Origin of the sequence: Streptomyces sp. HUAS TT11 (assembly GCF_051553595.1) — a bacterium.
In the GTDB taxonomy this organism is placed as follows: Bacteria; Actinomycetota; Actinomycetes; order Streptomycetales; family Streptomycetaceae; genus Streptomyces.
Map to the genome: position 1 here is coordinate 8,650,454 of NZ_CP196184.1, position 15,181 is coordinate 8,665,634.

Here is a 15,181-nt window from a genome sequence, read left to right on the forward strand (position 1 = left end):
ATCTTGACCAAGGTGTTCACGCCGGAGCTTGTGGACGCGGCCGTTGCTAAGCACGGGCGGGGTGAGCTGCGGCGCCGACTGCTTCCGGCCCGGCTGGTCGTGTACTTCGTGCTCGGGCTGTGCCTGTTCGCCCGGGAGTCGTACGAGGAGGTGATACGCATGCTGACCAGCGGCATACCCGGCAGCCGGGCCCTGGCCCGGGTCAACCGATCGTCGCTGTGCCGGGCGCGAGTCCGGCTCGGTGAAGAGGTGCTGGAAACGGTATTCCGGCAAGTGGCCGGCCCGCTGGCGGTCCCGGAGACGCCCGGCGCGTGGTGGCGTGGTCTGAGCCTCCTGGCGCTGGACGGCACACAGTTCGACGTGCCGGACTCGGTGGGCAACGGCGATACCTTCGACGGCCCCTCCACAGGCGGGACGCCGTTCGGCTTTCCGCAGGTGCGAGCTGCCGTGCTCGCGGAGATCGGCACCCACGCCATCCTCGACGCCGGCCTGGGCGGCTACCGGGACGGCGAACGGCGCCTGGCCTACCCGCTGGCCAGCTCGACAAGCCCCGGGGATCTCGTCATCGCCGACCGCGGGTTCTGGTCGGTCGAATTCGTCCACGCCTTCACCACGTCCGGCACCCATCTGCCGGCCAGGCTCCAATCCAACCACCTCGGTACCACTCAGGCGGAGTTGCCTGACGGCTCCCGGCTGTCCCTGATGCGCCCCGGCAAGGATGTCCGCCTCCGAGCAGCCCGCGAAGGCCGGGTCCTGCCGAAGGAGACGACCTACCGCGTCATCACCTTCACCAAGAACGACAAGGCCGTGCACCTGGGCACGTCCCTGCTGGACACCGAGCAGTACCCGGCGGACGAGCTGATCGCCCTCTACCGGCAGCGCTGGGAGATCGAGCTGGCCTTCGACGAGATCAAGAACCACCTCGGCCCCGGCGGATCGCTCCGATCGCGCACCCCTGAAGCCGTGCGGCAGGAGCTGTGGGCCCTACTCGCGGTCCACCAGGCCGTCCGTCGGTTCGCGCACGACGCCGCGGCGAACGGCCCGGTCCTGGATGCCGACCGGCTCTCCTACCTCCGCTGCGTCCGGATCGCCTGGCGCAGCGTACCGTCCCAGCACGGCACCTCCAGGCGCACGCTGACCAACGCCTGGAAGGGGGCCATCCAGGAAGCGCGGTCCCGTCTGCTGCCGCCCCGGTCCGGCCGGGACCGGCCCCGAGCGATCAAGAAACCGATGCGGTGGCCGATCCTGAGAACCCGGAGCGGCCGCAGCAAGGTCGCACCGGGGCGATGGGCGCATAACCAGACCACCAAACAGCGCAAACACCGGGGCGCCGGCAGGCCCGTGCCTCGCGCTCAACCGACTTGACCTCCCTACAGCTGGTCCCCCCTGCTGGGTTGTTCCGGAGGATGCATCCCGCCACCGTCCTTGATGTCTGTTTCGCAGGTGCGCCGGTCGTAGGACTGGTCATTGGGGATCAAAAGCACTTCTGCAACCTGCTCAGGGTCCTCGACGCCGAACCAGTTTTCGCCTGTGATGGCACCGTCCGGCCTGGACCACCCCCGGGATGAATAAACCGTCTGACACCCCAACGCCACGCGCTCCTTATCGACCGCGCAGGCATCCACTGCAGGGCCGGATATCTTGCTGGCGCCGTCGAAACGGTAGTGGAAGAAGACCAAGTCACCTTCGGAGGGCGTCTGCGGGTGGGGCTCAAGGCGCCAGTCAACGACCTCGGCGGTAACACGGAGAGGCTGCCCATCCGTGTCCACGACCTGCACCCTGACACCAGCCTTACCGCGCTCCGCCGTCGTGTCGGTGCAGACCCAGGAAGAGCAGCCGGACAGGGCGAGAATCACCAGAGCCAGCGGGGCAACGGCGAATACCCGTGCAGGTAACACTGAGATGACCTCCGGTCGGGGTGGGGCGGGGAAGCGTACCCGGGGTCTGGCAGCTGCGGGTGATGGCGACGAGCGCCTGCGGCGGCGAAGCCGAAGCGCAGAGCAGCCCTGTGAACTGGGCGGGTGCTTAAAGCAACTGCATTGGCCTCCGGAGCCACCGGGCCGAAGTGCGGTCCCAGGAGGAGCTGGGGCACCTCCGGCGGTGGACCCGAAGGAGGTGCAGCCGACCTGAATCCGTGCTGGTGGATCAACGATGCCTCTGTGTGGCCGCCCCGGCGAACAGAACCGTCGCCGCGCCGAGAAGGAGCAGGTGAACGGACCCGGCGACCCAGAGCCGCAGGGCCATCAACCCGCCGCTCACCACCACCGCGGCACAGCCGCTGATCCATGCCGCGCGACGCGCGGCGATCGCCGTGCGTCTACCCACGTTTCCGAAGTCCTCACCCGAGAACAGGACGTGAGCCCCGTGCCAGATGATGAGCAGCACTGACGCCGGAATGAGGACGATCGCAACCAAGAGATCCACCCACCATGCCGGCTGCCGCATGCCCTCAGCATGCCGCTGCCGGGACAGAAGCAACTGAGTACGCGTACTCATGTTGCGCCCCGACTCCGGCCGAGGTGCGGTACGCCGATGTCCGACGTGGGGGTTCCGGTGCAGTCCGGGTCGGTGACGTCGGTCTGCGTCGGTGCCGCGCGACACCGCAACCGAGCCCGGCAGTGGAATGCGGAGCCCCTTGGCCGCCTCGTCTACTTGGAGCGGTCCTCCAGGTACCTGGTGTGGATCTCCTGGCGCCGCGCCTCGGTTTCGCGCAAGGCTGTGGCGAGCCGGCCCGCCTCGTCCTGGAGCAGGCCGAGCTGCCGGTCGAGATGGCGTTCCGGTGGTTCCTGCCCGGGTGCGAGCCGGTTCCACCAGCGAGTCCGTACGAACGTGTCGACGGCCTCCGGTACGTCCTGCCGCACGACGCGGGAGAGCATATGGACGCCCTCGGGATCCTGTGCGAGGACCTCGGCGACCCAGCCCGGGTCGAGCAGCGCCGCCACCAGCTCCGTCAGTTCGGTGAGCCTGCCGGAGGCCGCGGGTGGCAGCTCGACGTCGGCGAGATACACACGCAGCTTCTCGAAGTCGGCGCGCAGTTCGTCCAGTTGCGCCGACGGGTCGGGGAAGTCGGGCGGTGCCGGACGCTCCGGCGGCGCGATCAGCGCGCCCGCTGCGTAGAGGCTGGCGACCACGACGGGCCAGTACGCGCCGGCGACGCCGGTGAAGGTGAGCCCCAGGCCCACGATGCCACCGGCGCTCCCGAGGAGGTTCTTCCGGGACTCGACGTAGCGCATGAACCTATTGGTAGCCACGGATCTCCTCGAAGGCCCCGTCGAGCGAGCCCTTTTGGGCGTCGAAGAGACGGCCGCCGGTGAGTTCGGCGATGTGCTCCAGCTCCGTCTTGTCGGAGTCGCCGAACAGGATGGGGAAGACGGGGATGTCGCGCTGGTGGCCACTGAGACCGCGATGGAAACCGTCGAACTCGCCGGCCTTGGCGCCGCTGGTGTTCTCGCCGTCGGTCATCAGCACGATCGACGTGAAGGTGTCACGGTTGTCACCGAGGTGCTCGTAGGCCTTCTCCAGCGATGTGTAGATCGCGGTGTTGCCGCCGGCTTCCAGGGCCCGGGTGTCCGTGCGGATCGCGTCGAGGCCCCGTTGAGGATCGGCGGGCTCGACGATGTGGGTGCGCACACTCTTCACCTCCGAGCCGAACGGCATCAGCGTGACCTCTTCACGGTCGCGGAAGTCTCCCGTGAGGTCCGCAAGGGCCGTCTTGAGTCGCTCGAGGCGCTTGCCCTGCATCGAACCGGAGGTGTCCAGCACGTACACCGTGCGGGAGGGTCGGCGCAGCTTGTTCTCGTACGAGTCGAGGAGGCGATCGGCGACGGAGCGGGTGCCCGGGAAGGGGAGTTCGCGACGCCGGCTCGTGTCGAGACCCGGGCCCGGCGCCACAGAGGCGACCACCGGCCGGCGGTGGGTGCGCTCGGTGATCAGCCGCTGTACGGACGGGGTGCGCAGTGCCTCGGCGAGCCGGCGGACCTCGTCGCGTGTGTCGGGATCGGACGACGCCAGGGAGGAGAGCGGATAGTCGGCGGTGACGACGCCGTCGCGGGGGCGGATCACGGTCAGGCCCGGGATGCCCTTGAGGACGGACTCGTAGTTGAGCAGGGCGTCGACGTTGCCGCGGTGGGCATAGGCGGAGGCCAGCCAGCCGGACGACCCCGACGTCAGCTTCTGTCCCTTGAAGAACTCCTTCAGCTTCGGGGTGGCCTTCTCGACGTCCGCGTCGGTGAGGGCGGACTGGGCGCCGGACAGACCGGACGCCACGGAGATCAGTGTCGAGAAGCCCGAGTTGGAGCGGGCGGGATCGGTCATGCCGTACGTCAGGCTGCCGTCCTGCACAGCCTTCTCGATCTGCGACCACGTGACCTGGTCGGGCTTCCAGTGGAGGGAGCGCACGGTCCGGGCACGGACACCGATCGCCACGGGGCTGGACATGACCGGTGTCTCGGAGACGACCTTCCTGGCGGCGTCGGGGCGCAGACGGAGATAGTCGTTCGAGGACAGCCAGAGGGCGTCGTATGCGCCGTCCGCCTTGCCCTTGGCAAGCAGGTCCACGGCGTCGAGGGTGCCGATGTAGGTGGGGCGGACGGTGATTCCGGTGCTCTTGCGGACCTGGTCGAGGACCGGGGCCATGTCGCTCAGTTCACTGGACGCGAGAACGCGGAGTGTGCCGGGCCGGGGCTGCGACCGGTCGTCCTCGGACGGCTGGTGCTGTGTGGTGCAGGCCGTCAGCAGGAGGACGAGGCCGGCGATCAGGGAGAGGCGTCGTCTCACGCGAGGCCTCCCTCCAGCGCACCCTGCGACCGGCTCCGCTGCAGGTACGCACTGGCCTGTTGCAGTTCCGACGTCAGCGACTCCACGGTGACAGCCATCGTCTCGGTCGCCTGGGCCTTGTATGTGTCGATGGCATCCAGGGTGCGATAGATCTGCTGGAAGGCCGAGCGGAGGGTCTCCGCGCCGACGGCCGGGTCGGCAGCGATGCGCTGGATCTCACCGCTCTGCGTGGCGAGCATCTCGGCATTGCCTCGGATCAGATCCTCGGTGGTGCCGCGCAGGGCATTGACCTGGTCGACGACCTTGCGCTGGTTGTCGAGGGCCGAGGCCAGCATCACGGAGATGCGCAGGGCCGAGACGGTGGTGGTGGCCGCCCGGTCCACGCCCTTGATCAGCTCGTCGTTGTTGCGCCGCACGACGTCCATCGCGAGGTATCCCTGCGCGCACACCGCGAGCTGGGTCAGCAGGTCCTGGTGCTTCTGCCGGACGGGGAAGAGCACGTCCGCGCGGAGTGTGTCGGCCTGGGCCGGGTCGCTCGCCTCGACGCCGGAGATGTGCTGCTCGACCGCCGTGTCCAGGGCTTCGGTGAGAACGACGTACTCCTGGAGCTTGCCCATGGTCTCCCACAGGCGGACCCGCTCGGTCTGCAGTGCGGCGTTGTCGCGGCGCAGCTCGTCCTGACCACCGCGCAGGGATCCCACGATCTTGTTCAAGGTCCCTTGCGCGGAAGCATACTTGGCGACATGGTCGCGCAGCTTGTTGCCGCCGGGGAGTCGGGAGAGCAACTTACGCCCCTTGCTCGCCGGCATGTCGCGCGGGTCCAGGTCCTCCACCACGCGCCGCAGTTCGACGAGCGAGCCGCCCACCCGGGACTGGGCGTCCTCGCCCTTGCCGGGCAGGCTGCGTACCGTGCGCTCCAGCATGCGGTTGGACTGCGCCGAGGCGGCACGCATGTCGCTTGCGCCCAGTGCCGTGATCTCCCCGATCTTCCCCGCGAATTCGGGGGAGCGGGCGTCGAGCAGGGCGAGCCCTTCGACGTAGCCGGCGGCCTTCCTGGCCATGTCGTCGCGGACGGAGTCGTCCAGCGGCACGAGCCCGGCGGCCTTCTCCCGGGGCACGGGCGCCACCGGCTCGGGCGGGGTGAGGGTCAGTGCCTCGTTGTCGGTGTTCGTCATGTGTGTTTCCCCCCTAGTCCCGGGCCCGGCGCGCCATCTCGTGCAACACCGCGGAGGTGGGCACGGGCACCTGCCGGATACCGGTCAGTTTCTGATTGAGGTACGAGGCGTACGGGGCCGTGGCCGCCGTGAATTCGGCACTGTCACCCTGCGGCCGGAACCCGTGCCGCACGGCGAGCTTGCGCAACGCGGGGTCGGTGCTGAGCAGTTCACCGAGGTCGCGGCCGGCCTGCGTGAGCGGTACGACCGTGTGGTCGCTGTTGGCCGTCGTGTCCGGGTAGAGGACGGTGAGGTCGTCCACGCCCCGGCCTTCGTGCAGCAGGGCGGCCACCTGGGACTCGTACACGAGGACGAGCGGATTGCCGACGCCACTGACGAAGTCGCGGAACGCCGCGTCCGAGCTGGGCTGTTGAGCTCCTTGGACACTGATCAGCTTGTGCATGAGGGGCGCCGTGCGGTCGATGTCGGCCCTGCCGGCCGCCACGCGACCGCCACCGGCCACGTAGCTCGCTGCGGCGAGATACAGGGCACCGGAGTTGGAGGTCTCCGGATCCGTGGTGGCGATGTAAAGGGTCCCCGTCAACTCCGCATGTGCGCGGGCCCCCTTGAGCTGCTGCCAGGTACGGTCGTGGCGCGCGGCGTCGAGGTAGGCGGCCATGTGAAGGGTGCCGCGGTCGTGGTCCAGGGTCGCGAGCCCGTTCGCGGCGAGCACCTGGGCGGAGCTGCGGTGCGCCACGACGACCAGCGGTGAGTAGAAGGGCCGCGGCAGGGGCTGCCGTGCGTGGTACTTGTCGGCCAGTGCGTCGGCCGGCGCCTGGCTGGAGGGGAAGGCGAAGTCGTACCCCTCCAGTTCGAGATCCTCCATGGCCCAGGAGCCGGAGGTCTCCGTCTTGACGGTGTAGCCCTTGGCGGCGAGGGCTTTCACCACGGCGGGATCGGCGAAGAAGTCGGCCTTCTCCGAACCGATCACTCCTCGCACGGTCTTCGTTGCCGTGCCCGTGTCCTTACCTTCACGGCCTGCTACGACGGCTGCCACCACACCGCCGATCAGCAGTACCGCGAGGACGATTCCTGCGATACGTCTCACGCCGGGGAGCGTGCTCTCGGAACCCAACGTTCCCCCCGTCAAAGGATGAACGCCGGGTGACAGACGCATCCCGGTATGCAACGGGAACAGACGGTTCCGCCGAAGAGGGGACGGCGAGGCGTCGAGATGCCCTCAGAGGTGCCGCAACGGTGCCCTGTTGGTGTCCTGTTGGTGTCCTGGGGAGGATCGGCGCAGCAACTGCCCGGCTCCGGCACAAGTTCCGAGGGCGTCGCGGAGGTCGTCTGCTGTACAGGAGTTGACTCCTCGATATTGTGAGAGAACACTCTCACATCATGGTGCAGGGAAATCGTCTGGGCGACATAGAGATCACCGATCCGAAGGCCATGCGGGCGCTGGCACATCCTGTGCGGCTTGCGCTCCTCGAACGTCTGCAGCGGTACGGGCCCGCGACGGCCACGCAGTTGTCCCCGCATGTAGGTGCCACCCCGTCCGTGACCAGTTGGCATCTGCGCCATCTCGCGGGCTTCGGACTGGTCCGCGACGCCGCGGCGGGCGGGGACCGGCGGGAGCGGAGGTGGGAGGCCGTCGCGCGGGGCTTCCGGGTCGAAGTGCCCGAAGGCGAAGAGGGGCAGTCGGCCGCCCACGCGCTCTCCCGGCAGATGTTCGCCGGTGCCGCCGACCTGCCACACCGGTGGCTGTCCGAAACCGAGCCGGAACTCGAGCCGCGGTGGCGCAGAATCGCGGGCCTGGCCAACACCCGCGTGGTCGTGACCGCCGAGGAACTCGCGGCCATCGAGGACGCGATGGAAGCCGTGCTCGCCCCGTATGTCGTGCGTGACCCGGCGCAGCGGCCGGACGGCAGCCGTGATGTGCGGCTGCTGCGCTATGTCCTGCCCGAGGGTGCAGCGGAGGGGCGGAGGAGCGACACACAGTGACCTCCACATCGGACACGGCGTCCACGGCATCACTGTGGGCGGACCGGCGGTTCATGCGCTTCTGGGCCGGACAGACGGTTTCGCAGTTCGGCGACCGGATCACCGAGCTCGCGCTGCCTCTGATCGCCGTGACGGCGCTCAACGCCTCCGCCGGCCAGGTCGCCTGGCTGACCGCGCTGGTCTGGGCCCCGAATCTTCTTGCCATCGTGCTGGGCGCCTGGGTCGACCAGCGGGCCCACAAGCGACGCCTGCTGATTCTCGCCGATCTGATGCGGGCGTGCGTGCTGCTCACGCTGCCGGTCGCGTACCTCCTGGACGCGGTGACACTCGGTCAGTTGTATGTGGTGGCGGTGCTGGCGGGCCTCGCCGGGGTGGTGTTCAACACCGCCTATCCGCCCTTCTTCGCCCACCTGGTGCCGCCGTCTTCGTATGTCGACGCCAACAGCAAGCTCAGCGCAGGCCGTTCGGCCTCCTTCGTCGGAGGACCCGCGCTCGGCGGTGCCCTCGTACAGGCCTTCACCGCGCCGCTCGCCGTGATCGCGGACGCACTGTCCTTCCTGGCCTCCGCGGTGCTGATCGGCACGGTACAGGTCGACGAACCGGTCCATGGCACCCGCGGGCCGACGGCGGACTCACTGCTGCACCGCGCCCGGGACGGGCTGGTCTTCGTGGTCCGCCACCCGATACTCCGGGCAAGCCTTGGCTGTGCGACGACCGTCAACTTCTTCACCTTCCTCACGGGCACCGGTCTCATCGTGCTGTTCGCCGACCGGGTGCTGGAGCTGTCCGCGGGGACCATCGGGCTGGCATTGGGCGTCGGGTCCATCGGGGCGCTGCTGGGCGCGGTGACCGCCCCGAGGATCTCGCGCAGGGTCGGCGTGGGACGGAGCATCGCCGTCGGCGCGGTCCTGTTCCCCGCCCCCATCGCCATCGTTGCCGCTGCTGACGGTCCTCCCTGGGCAACGGCGGGGAGGCTGGCCGGGGCCGAGTTTCTTGTGGGGTTCGGCGTCATGCTGTTCGACGTCAACCTCAACTCCCTGCAGACCGCGGTGACCCCGGACGGCATGCGGAGCCGTGTGGCGGGTGCGTACAGCACCGTCAACTACGGCATACGTCCCGTCGGTGCCGTAGCCGGAGGCGTACTCGCCACCTTCTTCGGGCTGAGGGCAACGCTGGTCACGGCCGCCGTTGGAGGAGCGCTGTCGGTGCTCTGGCTGCTAGGGTCCCCGATACCGCGTATTCGGTCACTGGATCCCGGCGAACAACTCGCCCTCAGCGGCGACGCCGAGAGGAGCGGTCGGTCATCATGCGCGTGACGGGACGAAGCGCGTGACCGACAGAATTTCCTCCCCTGGACGTTACGGCAGGGCGCATGGTGTCTATGTTCGCAATGTTCGGCCCGATCGCGATCACGCTCCTTCTCTACGTCGTCGGGGCAGTTCCCTACGCGTAGTGGGTGACCTGGAGGAAGCCCTCCCGGCCGGCCCGCTGGGCTGTGATCGGGATCGCGGCAGCGCTCGCCGCCTACGGGGCCGGAACCGTCTACGGGCTCGCCTTCACGAACCCGCTCGACATATGCGGGGACAAGACCGGCGGCGGTGTGTACATGGACGTCGCCCGGAAGTACGACCTGACGTCGGTGGACGTGGACAGCTTCCCTCCGTCCGTCACCTGTCACTGGACCAGCGGTTACAGCACCGAAGTGGTGTGGTTCTGGGCGCCGCCCCTGCTGTACGCAGGGCTGGCCTGCTCCGTCGTCTGCTTCACCCTGCTGCTCATCAACCGCCACAAGCGCGGCAGGACATCTTACGAATACGAACTCGAGGCATAGACGGCTTTCTCGACGTCGGAGCCGGGGCCCAGGGCGTGTATCGAAAGTTGATCTTCGATGTGAGCGGATTCCGTTGCGGGGGTGGCGCCCGGCGGCCGCTTTTCCAACACTGGTGTTGTACAGGCGACGGGGGGCACAGACATGGCGACGCACACAGAACCGGCGCAGGCACCGTTACCGGAGCGGCGGCCGGAGCTGGACGCGATCCGGATGCTGGTCGTGATCGGGCTGGTCTTCTTCCATTCGGCGCTCGTATTCGCTGCCGATGACGACTTCTACGTCAAGAACGCCGAGACCACCGAAGCCATCGTGATCATCGCCGGGTTCGGGGTCGTCTGGGCCATGCCGCTGCTGTTCCTCATCTCCGGCCTCGGTGCCTGGCACTCGCTTCAGCGCCGCGGCGCGGGCGGCTTCGCCGGCGAGCGGCTGCTGCGGCTCGGCGTTCCGCTGGTCTTCGCGACCCTCACGCTGAACCCGCTGCCGCAGTGGCTGCGGCTGCGCTCGGCCGATGCCGACTACCACGAGTCGTACCTCGGCTTCCTGCCCCGCTTCTACGACGTGCACCTGGCACCCGAAGAATTCCCCTTCCTCGTCCAGGGCGAGCACTTCGAGACCGGCCATCTTTGGTTCGTGGTGCTCCTCCTGACGTTCTCCCTCATGCTGGTGCCGTTCCACCGGTGGTTGCCGCGCGAGCGTGTCCGCCGCATCGGCGGCCGGGTGGCGGAGGCGACCCTGCACCGGCGGGGCGTCGTGTTCCTGCCGGCCCTCGCCTTCGCGGCGATCTGTGCCTTCGCAGGGATGGAGGAGGACTACGCGGGCTGGCACCGCTGGTCGTACCTGCTGTTCTTCGTTGCCGGCTTCGTGCTCGCCACCGACGACCGCTTCCGCACCGCGATGCGGCGCGAAGCCGGGACCGCAGCCTGGCTCGGCGCCCTGTTGTTCGCGGCAGCCGGCCCCGGCTTTGCCCTGGCCGACGAGCCCTTCACGGAGACGACCGCCCTGGCCACCGCCTCACGGGCGCTGTTCGGTGCGGCAGGATGGTGCCTGGTGGTCGCCATCCCAGGCCTCCTCGACCGTCGGCGGCTGAAGCGACCGCGTGCGGCGCCGGACCCGACGCCGACGACGCGTCGGCGCCTCTATGGCTATCTCTCCGCAGCCGTGCTGCCGCTGTACGTCCTGCACCAGCCGATCGTGGTCGCCGTCGCCTACTTCGTGATCGGCTGGTCCGCGCCGATCCCAGTTGAGTACGCCGTGCTCGTGGTGATCGCCCTCATCCTCACCCTCACCGCGTACGAGCTGCTGGTCCGCCGCACGCGGGTGACCCGCTTCCTGTTCGGAATGCGACCCTAGGGGCGTCTCGAACGTGCTGGTCACAGCCACTCGTTGAGAGCCGCTACGCGGACGGTCGCCTCGTGGCAGACCGCGAGCCTGTCGTACCTCGTGGCCACCGCACGGTGCCTTTTGAGGCGATTGATGCCGCACTCGACCGCGTGCCGAGCCTTGTGGTCCTCCTGGTCGAACTTCGGCGGACGCCCGCCGCGGGAGCGGTGTTTCCTTCGGTTGCGGGCCTCATCGGACTTGTCCGGGATGGTGCAGCGAATGCCACGTCTGCGCAGGTGGGCGCGGTTCTTGCGGGAGACGTACGCCTTGTCGGCGCGCACCCGCCTCGGCCGGGTGTGCGGTCTACCGAACCCCAGCCGGGGCACCCTGATGCGGCCCAGGACGACCTCGAACTGCGGGGAGTCCCGGCGCTGCCCGGCGGTGATCACGATGGACTTGGGCTTCTGCCCCTGCTCGACGGCGAGGTGCAGCTTTGTGGTCAGGCCCCCGCGCGAGCGCCCGAGGCCGTGATGGTCGGGCTCGGTGGCGACACCGCCGGGCAGCTCCTTCTGCAGATCCCCCTTTCCCGCGCTCCGGCGGCGTGCTGGTGGGCCCGGCGGACGGTGGAGTCGATGTTGAGGTCCCAGGTGATCAGGTCCTTCGCATCGGCCCGAGCCTGGGATTCGGTGCAGAGGCGCTGCCAGGTGCCGTTGCGCTGCCAGCGGCGGAACAGGTTGTACGCCCGGCCCCACGGCCCGTACTCGGCGGGCATGTCCCGCCACGGGATGCCGGTACGGACCGGGAAGCGTATGCCGTCGATCAGCTGCCGTCGGGTCCGTATCGGTGGTCGGCCGGATTTCTTGCCCCTCGGCAACAGCGTGTCCAGCACGGCCCCTTGCTGATCCGTCAGGTCTCCACGCGCCACGAACCAAGGTCATCTCACGGCCGAGATCCCTTTTCGATACACGCACTGGTACGCCAGCTGTAGACCGTGATCGGGCCGCGCTGGTTACTCGTCAGGCGCCTGACGGCGATCGAGGCGCCGGGCTGACTTCGTCGTGGTTCGCCCCTTGCTTCATGTCGAAGCCATGAAGGTACAGATCACGAAGGACACCAAGTTCGGCACCGTGGTGAGCGGCTTCGTCCAACGCGTGGAGGGCCAGCAACAGGTAGCTCTCGTGACTGTAGTCACCGGCGATGGGGCCCATGGGCTGAAGGAGACGGTCATCGCCGAGGGATTCGACGTGGTTGCGGAATCGGGACCAGTCGTCGGCCAGCTCCTGGACGCCTTCACTCGCCGTGCCTGGCCACAGGTGCCGGTCACCACCCTGGGGACCGTCACCGAAGAAGCGGCCATAGCCGCGTAGGCAGTCCGCCCCGATGTGCCAGATACGCCATCCGATCGTCGTGAACGGTGCCGGACGGACCTCACCCGCGGGCCGGGGGTCGGCACGGAACATCCCGTCCGCAGCCGGCCTGAGCGTCATGCAGAAGGGGACGGGCTCCCACAGGTATTCGGCGTCGGTGAGCCCGTGAAGGCGGGCGAAGGTTCTGGAACGTACGTCCTCGAAGGTTTGGAGCAGGTCGCGGGTGATGGGGCCGGTCGAGGTCATTGGCTGCTCCAGGTTCGCCGACAGGTACCGCCACCGCTGATCATCGGTGTGTGAAGACTGAAGATCGTGCGGTGGCCGCGGATCACAGCGTAGATCCCGTTCGTTGGCCGGAGGCGTTCGAGGTGCAGTCAGCGGTGCAAGACTTCCTGCGCTACCTGCCCGTGGCGGACGTCCCTGATCAGAACATGACCCGGGCGGGCCGGCTCCGAACAGTCCGGACCGTGCAGGTCGAGGTCCTCAAGATGCGTGGGAAGGACGAAGTGCGGCCCGACATATTCCGGGTCGAAGGCGAAGCTCACCCTCGTGCCGCTGCCTTCTGACGGATGAAACTCTCGGGGAGCGGTGAGAGGCCGGATGCCGGTGAGTACCTGGCGCATCCCGCGCCCCCCGCACCACATCTCGACAGTCACCCGACCGGACAGCGCGGCAGCAGCTGCCAACAGCCACCAGTCAATTCCCAGAAGGGAGCCGAAGTAACCGAGGGCGGGAGCACGGGAGACGTCCCAGGCATGCGGCTGGTCCATGGACATCGTGAAGCTGCTGTCGCCGGTGATCTCGACGAGACCACGCAAGCTGTGCTCCCCGGCAACTCTTGTCGCGGGATGAAGCACGTGCCGCGCCACCGCGCACAGCACGTTGGCCGGCAGTTTCGGATTTCCGGGCCCCACCCCGAAGTACATGCCAGGCCGTTTACGCACGCCGGCATCGAACTCCAGCACCTTGATGTCAGCCGCATCATACGAATGCTCCGTCACGACCACACGTTATCGACCAGGCAGGCTCACCTGAAGGTGTGAACGAAGGCGGAAGTTCGTCGGAAGACCCGCAGGTAGAACAAGGCGTCGGCTGTTCGCAGTGTCACCACGACGGTTGGGTGGCTTGACGCTGGTAGTGGCAGGCGCGAGCGCGTGCTTGGTGGTCGGCTCTGCTGCGGCGAGCGAGTTGCACGGCAAACAACCGCGCATCCCCCACCGGCAGCTGCCTCACTCTCACCCGGCCGCCGGAGTACTGCGCCCCGGCGGCGGCAGCCCTACCGTTCACGGCGGTTCACAAGCCCGGGGTCCAACCGCGACCACCCGCCGGGTGGCCACAAAGCCGCTGCCGATCACCGGCACACCACCGGATGCGCTGCCGGCGCGGTCACGCGAACATGGTCATATCCGAAGCGGCGAACGCGGTGACCGACACCGAACCCGAGTCCTGCCCACGCTGCACGGCCCCGGCCGCATTTCCGCTTGCCGGCGAAAGCGAGGCACACATGATGCAGATGCGAGCAGCCCGGATGCACGGGTACCAGGAACCCCTTCGGATCGAGGAGGTCCCGGTGCCTGGGATCGGGCCGGACGAGATTCTCCTGAAGGTTGCCGCGGTGGGCCTGTGCCGCAGCGACTACCAGCTTCTCGACGGCTACTTCAAGGGACCGTTCCCGGTGGATCTTCCCTATATCCCGGGTCATGAGGTCACTGGCCGAGTGGCGGACCTGGGCAGCGCCGTACCGTCGACAGTGGGCTACTCAGAGGGTGACATGGTCGTCGTCAATCCCAGCTGGGGAGACGGGACGTGCCGGCAGTGCCGCGAAGGCAACGAGCAACTGTGCAGCGGCGACGGCAGGTGGGTGGGCTTCGGCCCTCCAGGAGGTTTCGCCGAGTACATGGCCGTGGAGCACCGTCATGCGATCCGGGTCTCCGAGGAGGCGGCGAAGACACCCGAGCTCCTCGCCCCGATGACAGACGCCGGCATGACCCCGTACCGAGGCATGAGGAAGCTGCGGGACGCAGGCAAGCTCGGAGCCGACCGCACCGTGGCAGTCACGGGCATCGGCGGCCTGGGAAGCTATGGGATCCAGTACGCGAAGCTGCTCGGAGGTGGCGCGGCGGTGGTGGCGTTCGCGCGCACGGACAGCAAACTGGACGTCGCGAAGGAGAACGGCGCGGACCACGGGATCAACGTCAGGGACAAGTCCATCGAGGCCATCCAGGACGAACTGGAGCGCCTCACCGGACGGCGCACGGTCGACGCCATTCTGGACTGCGTCGGCAGCGAGGCATCCGTGTCCATGGGGTTCGATCTGCTGGGTCCCGAGGGGGCACTGGCGTCGGTCGGCCTCATGAGCCACCGCGTCGAGCACCGGCAGTTCCCCTTCGTGGGTACGGAGCTGTCCTACCTCGGGTCCTTCTGGGGCAACCACCTGGACCTCGTCGAGGTGCTCTCGCTCGCCGAAGCCGGACTCGTCAAACACAACGTCACCAAAGTCCGGCTCGAGGACATCAACGAAAATCTGGAAGCGCTGGGCCGCGGCGACGTCGTCGGTCGTCAGGTCATCGTCTTCGAGTGAGAAGGCATGGCAGGGGCGAACTGTCAGGAAGCGCGCCGGTGGGGGAGGCGCGGTTGTTCGCCGTGCAACTCCTGCGCCGCAGCAGACCCCATCCGTGTGGTCCAGGCGGCCCCGGGGAGTCGCGGGTCATGCGGCTCGGTTCTCTGCG

At 68.3% G+C, this 15,181-nt stretch carries 15 protein-coding genes; 6 read left to right on the forward strand and 9 right to left on the reverse strand.

All coding sequences use genetic code 11. From position 1 onward, the window contains the following. Positions 1 to 3: 3 nt before the first annotated feature. Positions 4 to 1,365 carry an IS4 family transposase gene (locus ACSHXN_RS38895; protein ID WP_438305667.1) on the forward strand — a complete coding sequence of 454 codons (1,362 nt, stop codon included), beginning with the start codon at positions 4 to 6 and terminating at the stop codon, positions 1,363 to 1,365. Positions 1,366 to 1,370: 5 nt separating this feature from the next. On the opposite strand, the gene ACSHXN_RS38900 is transcribed toward ACSHXN_RS38895, so the two are convergent. The 6 genes from ACSHXN_RS38900 to ACSHXN_RS38925 form a co-directional block, all read right to left on the reverse strand. Continuing rightward, positions 1,371 to 1,898 carry a hypothetical protein gene (locus tag ACSHXN_RS38900; RefSeq protein WP_438305669.1) on the reverse strand — a complete coding sequence of 176 codons (528 nt, stop codon included), beginning with the start codon at positions 1,896 to 1,898 and terminating at the stop codon, positions 1,371 to 1,373. A gap of 247 nt (positions 1,899 to 2,145) precedes the next feature. Next, positions 2,146 to 2,445 (reverse strand): hypothetical protein, encoded by a 300-nt coding sequence (locus tag ACSHXN_RS38905; RefSeq protein ID WP_356114493.1) that lies wholly within the window; start codon positions 2,443 to 2,445, stop codon positions 2,146 to 2,148. A 203-nt stretch (positions 2,446 to 2,648) separates the two neighbouring features. Further along, entirely contained in the window at positions 2,649 to 3,233 is a 585-nt protein-coding gene (locus ACSHXN_RS38910; RefSeq protein ID WP_438306531.1) for a hypothetical protein, read from the reverse strand. A gap of 4 nt (positions 3,234 to 3,237) precedes the next feature. Then, positions 3,238 to 4,776 (reverse strand): substrate-binding and vWA domain-containing protein, encoded by a 1,539-nt coding sequence (locus ACSHXN_RS38915; protein WP_438305671.1) that lies wholly within the window; start codon positions 4,774 to 4,776, stop codon positions 3,238 to 3,240. Further along, on the reverse strand, positions 4,773 to 5,951 hold the full coding sequence (locus tag ACSHXN_RS38920; RefSeq protein ID WP_355133841.1) for a toxic anion resistance protein: 1,179 nt from the start codon (positions 5,949 to 5,951) through the stop codon (positions 4,773 to 4,775). Before ACSHXN_RS38920 ends, ACSHXN_RS38915 begins: the two co-directional genes overlap by 4 nt. Positions 5,952 to 5,964: 13 nt before the next feature. Next, complete coding sequence (locus ACSHXN_RS38925) at positions 5,965 to 7,038, reverse strand: substrate-binding domain-containing protein (RefSeq protein ID WP_438305674.1); 1,074 nt, start codon at positions 7,036 to 7,038, stop codon at positions 5,965 to 5,967. 293 nt (positions 7,039 to 7,331) lie between these two features. On the opposite strand from ACSHXN_RS38925, the gene ACSHXN_RS38930 reads away from it, so the two are divergent. The 4 genes from ACSHXN_RS38930 (at position 7,332) to ACSHXN_RS38945 (ending at position 11,115) form a co-directional block, all read left to right on the forward strand. Further along, positions 7,332 to 7,934, forward strand: a complete 603-nt coding sequence (locus ACSHXN_RS38930) for a helix-turn-helix domain-containing protein (protein ID WP_356114495.1) — start codon at positions 7,332 to 7,334, stop codon at positions 7,932 to 7,934. After that, on the forward strand, positions 7,931 to 9,250 hold the full coding sequence (locus ACSHXN_RS38935) for an MFS transporter (protein ID WP_438305676.1): 1,320 nt from the start codon (positions 7,931 to 7,933) through the stop codon (positions 9,248 to 9,250). The genes ACSHXN_RS38930 and ACSHXN_RS38935 overlap by 4 nt, the downstream gene beginning before the upstream one ends. Positions 9,251 to 9,390: 140 nt before the next feature. After that, complete coding sequence (locus ACSHXN_RS38940; protein ID WP_438305678.1) at positions 9,391 to 9,765, forward strand: hypothetical protein; 375 nt, start codon at positions 9,391 to 9,393, stop codon at positions 9,763 to 9,765. 141 nt (positions 9,766 to 9,906) lie between these two features. Beyond that, positions 9,907 to 11,115 (forward strand): acyltransferase family protein, encoded by a 1,209-nt coding sequence (locus tag ACSHXN_RS38945; RefSeq protein WP_438305680.1) that lies wholly within the window; start codon positions 9,907 to 9,909, stop codon positions 11,113 to 11,115. A gap of 20 nt (positions 11,116 to 11,135) precedes the next feature. Here ACSHXN_RS38945 and ACSHXN_RS38950 read toward each other — a convergent pair. The 3 genes from ACSHXN_RS38950 to ACSHXN_RS38960 form a co-directional block, all read right to left on the reverse strand. After that, positions 11,136 to 12,010, reverse strand: a protein-coding gene (locus ACSHXN_RS38950) for an IS5 family transposase (protein WP_438305682.1) whose coding sequence is annotated in 2 segments (ribosomal slippage) — positions 11,136 to 11,636 and positions 11,639 to 12,010 — 873 coding nt in all. Because the reading frame shifts where the segments join, the coding sequence is not laid out codon by codon here. A 91-nt stretch (positions 12,011 to 12,101) separates the two neighbouring features. Then, entirely contained in the window at positions 12,102 to 12,698 is a 597-nt protein-coding gene (locus ACSHXN_RS38955) for a DinB family protein (RefSeq protein ID WP_438305684.1), read from the reverse strand. 128 nt (positions 12,699 to 12,826) lie between these two features. Next, positions 12,827 to 13,453: a hypothetical protein gene (locus ACSHXN_RS38960; protein ID WP_438305686.1), complete on the reverse strand. Its 627-nt coding sequence runs from the start codon at positions 13,451 to 13,453 to the stop codon at positions 12,827 to 12,829. 569 nt (positions 13,454 to 14,022) lie between these two features. Here ACSHXN_RS38960 and ACSHXN_RS38965 point away from each other — a divergent pair. Beyond that, the gene (locus ACSHXN_RS38965; protein ID WP_355133825.1) at positions 14,023 to 15,033 is read left to right on the forward strand and encodes an NAD(P)-dependent alcohol dehydrogenase; all 1,011 of its coding nucleotides are present in this window, start codon (positions 14,023 to 14,025) and stop codon (positions 15,031 to 15,033) included. The last annotated feature ends 148 nt before the right edge of the window (positions 15,034 to 15,181 follow it).

Bases quoted from the DNA above. Each gene is read 5' to 3' on its own strand.
- ACSHXN_RS38905 (WP_356114493.1), bottom strand. From the start codon at position 2,445: ATGCGGCAGCCGGCATGGTGGGTGGATCTCTTGGTTGCGATCGTCCTC.
- ACSHXN_RS38910 (WP_438306531.1), bottom strand. From the start codon at position 3,233: ATGCGCTACGTCGAGTCCCGGAAGAACCTCCTCGGGAGCGCCGGTGGC.
- ACSHXN_RS38920 (WP_355133841.1), bottom strand. From the start codon at position 5,951: ATGACGAACACCGACAACGAGGCACTGACCCTCACCCCGCCCGAGCCG.
- ACSHXN_RS38930 (WP_356114495.1), top strand. From the start codon at position 7,332: ATGGTGCAGGGAAATCGTCTGGGCGACATAGAGATCACCGATCCGAAG.
- ACSHXN_RS38945 (WP_438305680.1), top strand. From the start codon at position 9,907: ATGGCGACGCACACAGAACCGGCGCAGGCACCGTTACCGGAGCGGCGG.
- ACSHXN_RS38955 (WP_438305684.1), bottom strand. From the start codon at position 12,698: ATGACCTCGACCGGCCCCATCACCCGCGACCTGCTCCAAACCTTCGAG.